Origin of the sequence: Streptomyces diastatochromogenes (assembly GCF_002242805.1) — a bacterium.
GTDB lineage: Bacteria > Actinomycetota > Actinomycetes > Streptomycetales > Streptomycetaceae > Streptomyces > Streptomyces diastatochromogenes.
On the sequence record NZ_MCGQ01000011.1, the window covers coordinates 48,706 to 61,337 of the forward strand.

Here is a 12,632-nt window from a genome sequence, read left to right on the forward strand (position 1 = left end):
GCACGCACTGGCTTCGGCAGCCATATGCCGAGAACGACGGAGGACACCCATGTCACCCCGGCTCGACGAATCGCCTTCCCGCATCGCGACGTCGACACCCCCACCGGAAAAACTGGATCACCCCCTCGATCCCGTCGACCTCCACGACCCCCTCGCGGGGCTCCCGGAGATCCCCCCCTTCGACGAGGTCGACCCCGTCGACGCGCGGGCCCTGTCCAAGACCCTCTTCGAGCGGCTGACGTCGCTGGAGGAAGGCACGCACGAGTACGCGTACGTCCGCAACACGCTCGTCGAACTGAACCTCGCGCTCGTCAAGTTCGCCGCCTCCCGCTTCCGCTCCCGCAGCGAGCCGATGGAGGACATCGTCCAGGTCGGCACCATCGGCCTGATCAAGGCGATCGACCGCTTCGAACTCACCCGCGGTGTGGAGTTCCCCACCTTCGCGATGCCGACCATCATCGGCGAGATCAAGCGCTTCTTCCGCGACACCTCGTGGTCCGTGCGCGTACCGCGCCGGCTGCAGGAGCTGCGCCTCGACCTGGCCAAGGCCGGGGACGAGCTGGCCCAGAAACTGGACCGCGCGCCCACCGTCGTGGAACTCGCCGAGCGGCTCGGCATCTCCAACGACGAGGTCGTCGAGGGCATGGCCGCCTCGAACGCGTACACCGCCTCCTCCCTGGACGCCCAGCCCGAGGAGGACGACTCCGAGGGCGCGCTCTCGGATCGCATCGGGTACGAGGACCACGGGCTCGAAGGCATCGAGTACGTCGAGTCGTTGAAGCCGCTGATCGCCGAACTCCCGCCCCGGGACCGGAAGATCCTCTCCCTGCGTTTCGTCGCGGGCATGACCCAGTCGGAGATCGGCGAGGAGCTGGGCATCTCCCAGATGCACGTCTCCCGGCTGCTGTCCCGGACCCTGGTGCGGCTGCGCAGGGGGCTGACCCTGGAGGAGTGACCTCGGCGGAGTGACCCTCCGTCACCCGTGGGAAGCGGCTCGGCCGACAGTGCCGGGCCGCTTCGCGTGTTCGATCACCCGAACCGTTATGCGGGTTACCCGGGGAAACGTCTTTCCCGAACCGCACCCCTCCACCACGATGGGCCCCCAACTGACGAGTAGGTTTCAGGCCACGGGGGACGGAGGGTGCGGGATGGCTCAGGGCGGCGACCCGGCCGAGGCGGGCGCGGAACACGCGGACGCACCGGACGCACGGCTGACGGAACTGCTGCGCGCCCCCACCCCGACGGCCTACCCGGCGCTGCAGGAGCTGCGCCGCCGGCACCACCCGGCGGTCCTCGCCTACGCCCGGCTGTGCACCGCGAGCGAGTCCGGCGCCCGCCGGCTGGCGGCGGAGGCCCTCACCACGGCGGCCCGCGAGACCGCGCGCGGCCGGGAACCGAACGTCCCGCTGCGCCACCAACTCCTGCTCCTCACCGCGCAACTGGCAGCCTCCTGGGCGACCGATGAACGCTCCGCGGGGGTGGACCCGGGTTTCCTCCTGGTCCTGAACTCCAGCGGCCTGCCCGACGGCCCGACCCCTCCCCTGCTCCCGGCGTTCCAGACGCTCCCGTCCCGCACCCAGGGCCTGATCTGGTACGGCGTCGTCGAGGCGGAACCCGTGGAGCGCACCGCGGCCTTCCTCGGCCTGAGCCGCGCGGACGTGGCCCACGGCACCCAGCCGGCCCTCAAGGCCCTGGCCCAGGCCTGCCTGAGACTCCGTCTGGCCGCCTCCGACGACCCGCGCTGCGCCGACTTCCGCCGGCTGATCGAGGAGGCGGTACGACAGGACGGGCCCCGCCGCAGCCCCGACCTGGACGCCCACCGGGCCCACTGCCCTTACTGCACGGCCGCGTTCGAGGACCTGACCGCACTGCGGGACACCCCGAGGCAGACCCTGGCGGAGGGCCTGCTGCCGTGGAACGGAACGTCGTACATACGGCCCGACGAGCCGCTCCCCGCACCGAAACCGCCTGTGGGCCAAGAAAGTTGGCCACCCCGGCGCCGCTACCTGCTCGCGTCGACGGCCCTGGCCGTGGCCCTGGCCCCGCTGCTGGTGTTCCTGCTGTCCTCACCGGACGACCCCGCCAAGCAGCCGGTGGCCGCGACGCCCACACCCCCGCCGGTGACGGTGACGGCGACCGTCTCCGTGACCCCGTCGCCCTCCCCGACTCCGTCCCGCACGGCCAAGTCCCCTTCCCCGACGAGGACTACGCACCGCCCGACCAGGTCCCCGCGCCCCAGCCGCACCCCGAGCCCGTCCCCCACGTTCTCGCCCCCGGGTACCGCCTACGCCCAGGTGGTGAACCTCGCGACAGGCCGCTGCCTCGACATCCGCGACGGCGACTTCTCCCAGGGCAACGACGTCATCACGGCGCCCTGTACCTCCTCCCCCACCCAGCACTGGCGCTTCGACACCTACCTGGGCGTCCTGCGCTCGGCCGCCGACTCCGACTTCTGCCTGGACAGCCGCGGCGCGACCGATCGTGGCGTGGGCATCTGGGGCTGCGACTCGGTCTACGGCTCCAACGGCCAGAACCTGCGCTTCACGGTCGACCCCGACGGCACGATCCGCCCGGCGATCGCCATCGAGACGGCGGTGACACCGGAGGGCGGAGACGGGGTGGGGCTGGAGCCGTTGAACGGGGGCTCGGGGCAGCGGTGGCGGGCCGGGGCCGCCTGAACCCGGCCCCCGCCTGCTTGCTCACAGCACCCGCTCACAGCACCCGCTCACCCCTGCGCCAGACCCCGCTGACCAGCGGGACGCCGGGCCGGTAGGCCAGGTGGACGTGGCTCGGGGCGTCCAGGAGCGTCAGGTCCGCGTACGCGCCCGGGGCGAGCCGGCCGATGTCCGTGCGGCGCAGGGCCGCCGCGCCGCCCGCGGTGGCCGACCAGACCGCCTCGTCGGGGGTCATGCGCATGTCGCGGACGGCCAGGGCGATGCAGAAGGGGACGGAGGAGGTGAAGGACGAGCCCGGGTTGCAGTCCGTGGAGAGGGCGACCGTCACGCCCGCGTCCAGGAGGCGGCGGGCGTCGGGCCACTCGGCGCGGGTGGAGAACTCGGCGCCGGGCAGCAGGGTGGCGACCGTGTTGCCGTTGGCGAGGGCGTCGACGTCCGCGTCCGTGAGGTGGGTGCAGTGGTCGGCGCTCGCCGCGTCCAGCTCGACGGCCAGCTGGACGCCGGGGCCGTAGGAGAGCTGGTTGGCGTGGACGCGGGGGTGCAGGCCCCTGGCCTTGCCCGCGGTCAGGATCGCGCGGGCCTGGTCGCCGTCGAAGGCGCCCTTCTCGCAGAAGACGTCGACCCAGCGGGCGTGCGGCGCGCAGGCGTCCAGCATCTCGCCGGTGACCAGGGCGACGTAGGCCGCCGGGTCGTCGGCATAGTCCGGGGAGACGATGTGGGCGCCGAGGTAGGTCACCTCGTCGGTGTGCCGGGCCGCGATGCGCAGGGCGCGGGCCTCGTCCTCGACGGTCAGGCCGTAGCCCGACTTCGTCTCGAAGGTCGTGGTGCCCTGGCGCAGGGCCTCGGCCAGGTAGTGGGTGAGGTTGGCCTCCAGTTCCGCGTCGGTCGCGGCGCGGGTGGCCGCGACCGTGGTGCGGATGCCGCCCGCGGTGTAGGAGCGGCCGGACATCCGGGCGTTGAACTCCTGCGTGCGGTCACCGGCGAAGACCAGGTGGGAGTGGGAGTCCACGAAGCCCGGCAGCACCGCCCGGCCGCCCGCGTCGACCCGGTTGTCAGTGGCGGGTGCTTTGCTGGATTCACCGGTCCACGCGACGCGGTCGCCGTCGATGACGACGGCCGCGTCCTGGATCAGACCGAGGGGGGATCCGTCACCGAGGGAGGGGTCGTTGGTGACCAGCGTGGCGATGTTGGTGATGACGGTGCTGCTCATCATGGTGTCCTCAGGGGTGGCCGGGTGGGGGTCGGCGGGTTCGACGGTGGTCAGCCGCGCAGGGCGTCGATCGCTTCCGCCAGTGCTGATGGCACGTCCGGCACCAGGGCATGGACACCGTCTCGTACGACATGGCGGCCGCCCACGACGGTGTGGCGTACGTCTGCGGCGGACGCGGCGAAGACCGCTGTCTCGGCGCCGAGTCGCGGGAGCGGCCCCGCTGTCCTGACGGAGTCCATGGCGATCGTCGTGAAGTCGGCGAGCGCACCCGCCTCCAGGCTGCCCGCGTCCTGCCAGCCCAGTGCGGCGTGGCCGTCCGCCGAAGCCGCGCGCAGCAGTGCGGCGGCGGTCCAGTGGCCCCGGGTGCGGGTGCGCAGCCGCTCGTTCAGCTCCATCGCGCGTGCCTCTTCGAGCAGGTCGATGACGGCGTGGCTGTCGGAGCCGAGGGAGAGCGGGGAGCCCGCCCGCTGCAGGGCGACGGCGGGTCCGATGCCGTCCGCCAGGTCGCGTTCGGTCGTCGGGCACATGCAGGTGCCGGTGCCGGAGCCGCCGAGCAGCGCGATGTCCTCGTCGGTGAGATGGGTGTTGTGCACCCCGGTGGTGCGCGGCCCGAGGACGCCGTGGTCGGCGAGCAGCCGGGTGGGGGTGCAGCCGTGCGCGGCCTTGCAGGCGTCGTTCTCCGCCGTCTGCTCGGACAGGTGCACATGCAGCGGGGCCCGCCGCTCCTCCGCCCACCGCGCCACGGTCGCCAACTGGCTCGCGGGCACGGCCCGTACGGAGTGGATCGCCGCTCCGATCCGCGCGTGATCCCGCTCCTTGAGAACTGCACAGCGTTCGGCCCAGGCCTCCGCGCTGCCGTCGGAGAAGCGCAGCTGGTGGATGTTGGGTTCCTCGCCGAAGCCGGAGGAGAGGTAGGCGGTGTCCAGCAGGGTGATGCGGATTCCGGCGTCGGCGGCGGCCGCGATCAGCGCCTCGCCCATGGCGTTGGGGTCGGCGTAGGGGGTGCCGCCGGGGGCGTGGTGCACATAGTGGAACTCGCCGACACAGGTGACGCCGGCCAGGGCCATCTCGGCGTACACCGCGCGGGCGAGGGCGTGGTAGGTCTCCGGGGTCAGGTGGTCGGCGACGGAGTACATCACCTCGCGCCAGGTCCAGAAGGTGCCGGAGCCGACCTGGACCGTGCCGCGCAGCGCCCGGTGGAAGGCGTGCGAGTGGGCGTTGGCCAGGCCGGGGAGGGTCAGCCCGCGCAGGATCTCGGCGCCGGGCGGCGGGGTGGCGACGCCGGTGTGGACGGCGGAGATCCGGCCGTCCGTGACCTGCACCGTCACGCCCGGCTCGACGTTGGTGTCGAGCCAGGCGTGCTCCAGCCAGTACGTTCGCGTCGTCTGCGTCGTCACGTGCAGGCCAGCCCTTCCAGTACGTCGGCGAGCGCGCTCACCCCGGCCACGCAGTCGTCCTCGGCCGCGAACTCGGCCGGGGAGTGCGAGACGCCGGTGGGGTTGCGCACGAACAGCATGGCGGTCGGAATGCGCCCGGAGAGGATTCCGGCGTCGTGTCCGGCACCGGTCCCCAGCACGGGCACGTTCAGACCGGTGTCCTTGCCCAGGATGCGGCCGAGTTCGTCGCGGAGCGCGTGGTCGAACTCCACCACCGGGGTGAAGGACTCCCGGACGACATCGAGGTCGATGCCGTGGGCGTCCGCGTACGCCCGTGCGGCCTTCTCGATGCCGCCGACGACCGTGTCCAGGGTCTCCTGGTCGGCGGCGCGGGAGTCGAGCCAGCCGCGCACCAGGGAGGGGATGGCGTTGACGCCGTTCGGCTCGACGGAGATCTTGCCGAAGGTGGCGACGGCACCGGCGAGTTCGGCCTCCCGGCGGGCGGCGAGCACGGTCTCGGCGTACGACAGCATCGGGTCGCGCCGGTCGACCAGCCGGGTGGTGCCGGCGTGGTTGGCCTCGCCGCGGAAGTCGAAGCGCCAGCGGCCGTGCGGCCAGATGGCACTGGCGATGCCGACCCGGTCGCCGGACAGGTCCAGCGCGCGGCCCTGCTCGACGTGCAGTTCGACGAAGGCGCCGATCCGGGCCAGCCGCTCCGGGTCGGCCCCGATGCCGTCGGGGTCGTACCCGGCGGCCTCCATGGCCTTCGGGAGGCTGATCCCGTCGCCGTCGGTCAGCCGGTGGGCCTGCTCGACGGTCAGCTCTCCCGCGGTGAGCCGGGACCCGACACAGGCCAGCCCGAACCGGGCCCCTTCCTCGTCACCGAAGTTGACGATGGCCAGGGGCTTGCCGAACTGCACTCCCCTTCCGCGCAGCTCGTCCAGGGCGGCGAAGGAGGACACGACCCCGAGCGGCCCGTCGAAGGCACCCCCGTCCGGCACCGAGTCCAGATGCGACCCGGTGACCACAGCGTCCCCGGCGCCCGGATCCCCGACCCAGGCCCACTGATTCCCGTTCCGGTCGACCTCATAGGTCAGCCCCCGGGCCTCGGCCTGCTCCTTGAACCAGGCCCGGCAGTCGGAGTCGGCCCCGGTCCAGGCGTAGCGGCGGTAGCCGCCGGAGGCGGAGCTGCGGCCGATCGGCAGCAGCTCCGCCCACATGCTGTGGAAGGTCACGCCTGGTCACCCTCGCGCATCGGCACCCGCACCCCACGCTCCTGCGCCACCGACTCCGCGATGTCGTACCCGGCGTCCACGTGCCGGATGACACCCATGCCGGGGTCGTTGGTGAGCACGCGCCGGATCTTCTCGCCGGCCAGCTTCGTGCCGTCGGCCACCGTGACCTGGCCGGCGTGGATGGAGCGGCCCATGCCCACGCCGCCGCCGTGGTGGATGGACACCCACGACGCACCGGAGGCCACGTTGACCATGGCGTTCAGCAGCGGCCAGTCGGCGATCGCGTCGGAGCCGTCGAGCATGGCCTCGGTCTCGCGGTACGGGGAGGCGACGGAGCCGCAGTCCAGGTGGTCGCGGCCGATGGCCAGCGGAGCCGCCAGCTCGCCGGAGGCCACCATGTCGTTGAAGCGCTCGCCGGCCTTGTCGCGCTCGCCGTAGCCGAGCCAGCAGATACGCGCGGGCAGGCCCTGGAAGTGGACGCGCTCGCGGGCCATCTTGATCCAGCGGGCCAGGGACTCGTTCTCCGGGAACAGCTCCAGGATCGCCTTGTCGGTCTTGGCGATGTCGGCCGGGTCGCCGGACAGCGCGGCCCAGCGGAAGGGGCCCTTGCCCTCGCAGAAGAGGGGGCGGATGTAGGCGGGGACGAAGCCGGGGAAGGCGAACGCGCGGTCGTACCCGGCCAGCTGGGCCTCGCCGCGGATGGAGTTGCCGTAGTCGAAGACCTCGGCGCCGGCGTCCATGAAGCCGACCATGGCCTCGACGTGCTTGGCCATCGACTCACGGGCCCGCGTGGTGAAGCCGGCCGGGTCCTTGGCGGCCGCGTCGGCCATGTCCTCGAAGGCCACGCCGACCGGCAGGTAGGACAGCGGGTCGTGGGCGGAGGTCTGGTCGGTGACGATGTCGATGGGGGCGTTCATCGCGAGCAGTTGCGGGACCAGCTCGGCCGCGTTGCCGAGGACGCCGATGGAGAGGGGCTTGCGCTGGTCCCGGGCCTCGGTGGCCAGCTGGAGCGCGTGGTCGAGGGAGTCGGCCTTGACGTCCAGGTACCGGTGCTCGATGCGGCGCTCGATGGCACGCGGGTCGCAGTCGATACAGATGGCGACGCCGTCGTTCATGGTCACGGCGAGGGGCTGGGCGCCGCCCATGCCGCCGAGGCCGGCGGTGAGGGTGATGGTCCCGGCGAGGGTGCCGTTGAACTTCTTCGCGGCGACGGCGGCGAAGGTCTCGTAGGTGCCCTGGAGGATGCCCTGGGTGCCGATGTAGATCCAGGAGCCGGCGGTCATCTGGCCGTACATGGTCAGGCCGAGGGCCTCCAGACGGCGGAACTCCTCCCAGTTGGCCCAGTCGCCGACCAGGTTGGAGTTGGCGATGAGGACACGCGGGGCCCACTCGTGGGTCTGCATGACGCCGACCGGGCGGCCGGACTGGACCAGCATGGTCTCGTCCTGCTTGAGCGTCCTCAGCGTGCGCACCATCGCGTCGAAGGAGCGCCAGTCACGGGCGGCCTTGCCGGTGCCGCCGTAGACGACGAGCTTGTCGGGGTGCTCGGCGACCTCGGGGTCGAGGTTGTTCTGCAGCATCCGCAGGGCGGCTTCCTGCTGCCATCCCAGGGTGCTCAGTTCCGTGCCGCGCGGTGCTCGTACGGGGCGGGGTCCCGACATCGTCTGCCTCCTCCTGTTGCTGCGTCTATTCACATCCTGACTTCCTGAATAGAACTAGTCAATACATCGGTGGCACCCCGTCCGCGCGTCGCGGGTGTTTGGCTGGAATCACCCGATACGCGGGCAGGGCGACAGGAGGGGAGAGGTCGTGGACCAGGACACCGACAGCGAGGCCCGGGAGCGGGCCGCCCGGCGGGACGAGGCGGTGCGCGGCGCGGTGGAGCAGGGGCTGCTGGGGCCGGACGCGGCCGTGGTGGGGCTGCTGGACGTCACCGGCATCCGGGAGTCGGCGGCGGCCCTGCGGGCGGCGTTCGACGCGGTCACGGCGCCCGGGACCCCGGTGCTGCACGCCTTCGCGGTGAAGGCGACCCCGCTGGTGCCGGTGCTGCGGCTGCTGCACGAGGAGGGCATCGGCGCGGAGGTGGCGAGCCCGGGCGAGCTGGCGCTGGCGCGGGCGGCGGGGGTGCCGCCGGACCGGACGGTGCTCGACTCGCCCGCCAAGACCCCGGCCGAGCTGCGCGAGGCGCTCGCCCTGGGCATCGCCGTCAACGCGGACAACCCGCAGGAGCTGCACCGGCTGGACGCCCTCGTGGGCTCGGCGCCCAGCCGGTCGCCGCTCGGCATCCGGGTCAACCCGCAGATCGGCGGCGGCACCATCGGGGCGACCTCGACGGCGACGCGGACCTCCAAGTTCGGGGTGGCGCTGCGCGACGAGGGGGCCCGGGAGTGGGTCGCCCGGGCGTACGCCGACCGGCCGTGGCTGACCCGGCTGCACGCGCACACCGGTTCGCAGGGCATCCCACTGCCGCTGCTGGCGCGGGGCGTGGCGGAGACGTACGCGCTCGCGGAGGAGATCAACGCGCGGATCGGGCGGCCGCAGATCGACACGCTCGACATCGGCGGCGGGCTGCCGGTCGACTTCGCGGCGGAGGCGACGGCGCCGACGTACGCGCAGTACGCGCGCGTGCTGGCCGAGGAGGTGCCGGGGCTGTTCGACGGGCGGTACGGGCTGGTGACCGAGTTCGGGCGGTCGCTGCTGGCCAGGCACGGCACGGTGGTGGCGCGGGTGGAGTACACCAAGACATCCGGCGGGCGGCGGATCGCGGTGACACACGCGGGCGTGCAGGTGGCGACGCGGACCGTGTACGCGCCCGAGGCGTGGCCGCTGCGGATCGCCGCGTACGACGCCAAGGGGCGGCCGAGGCCGGGCCCCGAGGTGGTGCAGGACGTGGCGGGCCCGGCCTGCTTCTCGGGCGACCTGCTCGCCGAGGGGCGCACGCTGCCCCTGCTGGAGCAGGGCGACTACGCGGCGGCGCTGGACACGGGCGCGTACTACTTCGCCCACCACTACGCCTACAACTCCCTCGCCCGGCCGGGGATCTACGGCTTCGCGCCGGACGGCACGGGAGGGGTGGCCTTCGCGACCGTGCGGGAGCCGCAGACCGTGGCGGAGGTGGTGGCCGAGTCCGGCGGGGCGCACCCGTCCGCGCTCACCACCCTGCGTACGCCCGGGAGCCGTTGACGCACCCCGGACGCATCTCGAACAACTGGATCAACTGCCGTGAAACAGTCGTCAGTTGACCCACACTAGTACGCCGGACGCATGTTCCACTGGAAAATGCCAAAGCGCTCACCTCTCGCGCACACGTTGCGTAGTGTCCCTGTCACTCAACCGGAGTCACAGGCGGGAGGGGAGCCACGGTGCCCGGAATCGACGAGTGCTTACTGGAAGCGATGCGGCTGCCCGGTGCCCGGGGGGCCGCGCTGGTGGACTGGACGAGCGGACTGGCTCTGGGCACCGTCGGGGACGCCCCCGGCGGTGACCACGAGACCACCGCGGCCGAGGCCGCCGAACTGGCCCGGCTGGCCGCCGAGCACGGCGCCTTCGCGGCCGGGGACGCCGAGGACGGCGGCCCGCCCGTCGAGGACGTGATCGTCAGCAACCACGACAGCTACCACCTGCTGCGGTTCGTGGACACGTCCTTCGACAGCAGCGTCTTCCTGCACCTGTGGCTCGGCCGCGAGGAGGGCAACCTCGCCCTCGCCCGGATCCGGCTCGGCGAGATGGCCGCCCGGCTGGTGCTGGGATGACGATGATCGAGACGCCTCCGCCGCTGCCGGTGCGGGACAGGGCCACGGCACAGGACCGTACGGCGGGCGCGCTGTCACCGATGCTCCGGCGGCTCGCCGAGGACCAGGCCACCGGCGTCCTCGTCCGCGAGCACGGCACCCTGCACCTCGCCGAGGGCCGGGTGGTGCACGCCGAGAGCCCGCACGCCCCCGGTCTCGACGTGCTCCTCACGGCCCACGGCACCCTGGCCACGGCCGCCTGGCAGCGGGCGGCCGGGCAGGCCGAGGGCCCGGCGGACGCGGCCCGGCTGCTGCTGGACGCCCGGCTGCTCCCCGAGGGCGCCCTGGAGCTGTGCCACCTGGACGCGCTGTACGACGCCGGGTACTTCGCGCTGTCGCCGAGCAGCACCCCGGGCCGCTTCCGCTACGCCCGGGCGCCCCGCCTCGGCCCGCTGCCCTCGGTTCCGGTCATCGCGCTGGAACGCGAGACGCTGCGCCGCCGGCTGCTGCTGCACCGCCTGTGGCCGGACCCGGCAACCGACAGCGCCCCGCTGATCCGCGCCGACCCGGCCGCCACGGCGCCGGTCACCCCCCGCCAGCGGGCGGTCCTGGACCGGGTGGACGGCGTCCGCTCGGCCCCGGAGATCGCCCGCAACCTGGGCCGGCAGGCGTTCCACACGCTGGTGGACGTACGCCGGCTCGCGGCGGCCGGACTGCTCGGGCCGGTACCCACGGCCCCCGCCCCGCCGCCGGTTCCCCCGGCTCCCCCGCTCACGGTCACCGACCCCGACATCGCGCTGCTGAAGAGGCTCAGGGATGCGCTGGAGGCGCTTTGAACGGCACCAACCCGCCGAGAGGAGAGAGCTGATGGTGTCCGCACAGGACCTCGACTCCGTCCTGGACGAGCTGCGCCGGCTGCGGACCCGCGTGCCGCAGCTCACCGGCGCCCTCGCGGCCGGCGTCGACGGTCTCGTCGTCGCCCACGACACCCCTGGTGTCGACCCGGAGGGCCTGGCGGCACTCACCGCGGCCTCGCTCGGCGTCGCCGTACGGGTGGCCGACGCCACCGGGAACGGCGGCTTCCGGGAGCTGCTGGTGCGCGGCGATGGCGGCTACGTCGCCACCTACGCGGCCGGCCGCACCGCCGTGCTGACCCTGCTCGCCCAGGACCGGGTCAACGTCGGCCGGCTGCACCTGGAGGGCCGCCGCGCGGCCGCCCGCGTCGGGGACGTGCTCGACGCCGCCGAAGCCGCCGCGGAAGCCGCCCGGCCGGCCACCAGAACCACACCCGCACCACGGACCAAACCCACGCGCGCGCCACGCACCACGACCGCCGAAGCGCGCACCGCAACCGACAGCTGAGAGGAACCACCATGGCCAACACCGAGACCGCGCTGAAAGAGGCGCTGACCTCCATCGAGGGCGCCACCGGCGTCGCGCTCGTCGACTACACCAGCGGCATGGCGCTCGGCACGATGGGCGGCAGCAAGAGCTTCGACCTGAACGTGGCCGCCGCCGGCAACACGGACGTCATCCGCTCCAAGATGCGCACGATGGAACACCTGGGCCTCAAGGGCGAGATCGAGGACATCCTGATCTCCCTGTCGGACCAGTACCACCTGATCCGGCTGCTCAAGGGCCGCGGCGGCAACGGCCTGTTCCTCTACCTGGTCCTGGACTCGAGCCGGGCCAACCTGGCGATGGCCCGGCACCAGCTGAAGAAGATCGAGGAGGACCTGGAGGTCTAGACGAGGGCGTCGGTACGGCGGCGGGTCCCGCCCGGGGCCGCGTCGCCGGCGGCGAGGCCCGTGCCGCGCAGGCCGTTCACGGCCCGGCCCGCCGGGCTCCCGCCCCGCCGGTCGAGCCAGTCGACCCGCACCCACAGCAGGGTGCCCTCGGCCCGCTCGCGCCGCCCGAGCCAGGCGGCCTTCAGCCGCAGCCCGGTGCCGGCCCCGGCGAGCAGCATGCCCCCGGCCGCGGGCACCGCGAAGGAGCTGCCGAACGCGACGGCGAAAGCGAGCAGCAGCCACCAGCGGTGCCCCCGGCGCCAGGTCCGCACGGTCACCGCCCGGTCCTGCAGCACGTCGTACTTGCCCGCGCGGGCGGCCCCGCGGGCGAGGGCGGCGTACCGCCCCCGCCGCACCAGCGTCACGACGGCCGCGGTGATCAGAAACAGCGCGGCCCCCGCGAGCACGCCGATCCGGCGCCCGGTCAACCCGGGCACCAGGACCCCGATCCCCGCGGCGAAGACCCCGAACCACCACAGCGGTGCGGCCCCGGACCGTACGACGACGGCCACCCGGGCCAGTCCCTGTCCTCCGCGCGCCACGTCAGCCTCCCGTGTCACGTTCCTGTGTTTCCGCAGGACGCTAGTGGGCGAACGTGAGACGAGTCTGAGAGCGCGC

12 protein-coding genes are annotated in these 12,632 nt (G+C 73.2%); 7 read left to right on the forward strand and 5 right to left on the reverse strand.

Features of this window, described 5'->3' with window-relative positions; genetic code table 11:
• The first annotated feature begins 49 nt into the window (after positions 1–49).
• Together BEK98_RS12670 and BEK98_RS12675 are read left to right on the forward strand one after the other, a co-directional pair.
• Positions 50–955 (forward strand): SigB/SigF/SigG family RNA polymerase sigma factor, encoded by a 906-nt coding sequence (locus BEK98_RS12670; RefSeq protein ID WP_094216578.1) that lies wholly within the window; start codon positions 50–52, stop codon positions 953–955.
• Between the two features lie 193 nt (positions 956–1,148).
• On the forward strand, positions 1,149–2,678 hold the full coding sequence (locus BEK98_RS12675) for an RICIN domain-containing protein (protein ID WP_094216579.1): 1,530 nt from the start codon (positions 1,149–1,151) through the stop codon (positions 2,676–2,678).
• Between the two features lie 34 nt (positions 2,679–2,712).
• Here BEK98_RS12675 and hutI read toward each other — a convergent pair whose 3' ends face one another.
• From hutI to hutU, 4 genes are read right to left on the reverse strand one after another with little or no spacing between them, the layout of a single operon-like run.
• The gene (gene hutI / locus BEK98_RS12680) at positions 2,713–3,888 is read right to left on the reverse strand and encodes an imidazolonepropionase (RefSeq protein ID WP_094216580.1); all 1,176 of its coding nucleotides are present in this window, start codon (positions 3,886–3,888) and stop codon (positions 2,713–2,715) included.
• A 47-nt stretch (positions 3,889–3,935) separates the two neighbouring features.
• Entirely contained in the window at positions 3,936–5,282 is a 1,347-nt protein-coding gene (locus BEK98_RS12685; RefSeq protein ID WP_094216581.1) for a formimidoylglutamate deiminase, read from the reverse strand.
• Positions 5,279–6,496: an allantoate amidohydrolase gene (locus BEK98_RS12690; RefSeq protein ID WP_094216582.1), complete on the reverse strand. Its 1,218-nt coding sequence runs from the start codon at positions 6,494–6,496 to the stop codon at positions 5,279–5,281. The genes BEK98_RS12685 and BEK98_RS12690 overlap by 4 nt, the downstream gene beginning before the upstream one ends.
• Positions 6,493–8,157: a urocanate hydratase gene (hutU, locus tag BEK98_RS12695; protein ID WP_094216583.1), complete on the reverse strand. Its 1,665-nt coding sequence runs from the start codon at positions 8,155–8,157 to the stop codon at positions 6,493–6,495. Before hutU ends, BEK98_RS12690 begins: the two co-directional genes overlap by 4 nt.
• Positions 8,158–8,305: 148 nt before the next feature.
• Here hutU and BEK98_RS12700 point away from each other — a divergent pair, with 148 nt between their 5' ends.
• The 5 genes from BEK98_RS12700 (at position 8,306) to BEK98_RS12720 (ending at position 11,975) form a co-directional block, all read left to right on the forward strand.
• The gene (locus BEK98_RS12700) at positions 8,306–9,679 is read left to right on the forward strand and encodes a type III PLP-dependent enzyme domain-containing protein (RefSeq protein WP_094216584.1); all 1,374 of its coding nucleotides are present in this window, start codon (positions 8,306–8,308) and stop codon (positions 9,677–9,679) included.
• Positions 9,680–9,858: 179 nt separating this feature from the next.
• Entirely contained in the window at positions 9,859–10,248 is a 390-nt protein-coding gene (locus tag BEK98_RS12705; protein WP_094216585.1) for a hypothetical protein, read from the forward strand.
• Positions 10,245–11,063: a hypothetical protein gene (locus BEK98_RS12710; RefSeq protein WP_094216586.1), complete on the forward strand. Its 819-nt coding sequence runs from the start codon at positions 10,245–10,247 to the stop codon at positions 11,061–11,063. Before BEK98_RS12705 ends, BEK98_RS12710 begins: the two co-directional genes overlap by 4 nt.
• Positions 11,064–11,094: 31 nt before the next feature.
• Positions 11,095–11,589 carry a roadblock/LC7 domain-containing protein gene (locus tag BEK98_RS12715; protein WP_094216587.1) on the forward strand — a complete coding sequence of 165 codons (495 nt, stop codon included), beginning with the start codon at positions 11,095–11,097 and terminating at the stop codon, positions 11,587–11,589.
• 11 nt (positions 11,590–11,600) lie between these two features.
• A complete protein-coding gene (locus BEK98_RS12720; RefSeq protein WP_094216588.1) occupies positions 11,601–11,975 on the forward strand; it encodes a roadblock/LC7 domain-containing protein in 375 nt (124 codons plus the stop codon).
• Here BEK98_RS12720 and BEK98_RS12725 read toward each other — a convergent pair.
• Positions 11,972–12,556: a hypothetical protein gene (locus tag BEK98_RS12725; protein ID WP_244201848.1), complete on the reverse strand. Its 585-nt coding sequence runs from the start codon at positions 12,554–12,556 to the stop codon at positions 11,972–11,974. The two genes, BEK98_RS12720 and BEK98_RS12725, sit on opposite strands and share 4 nt — an antisense overlap.
• Positions 12,557–12,632 lie beyond the last annotated feature (76 nt).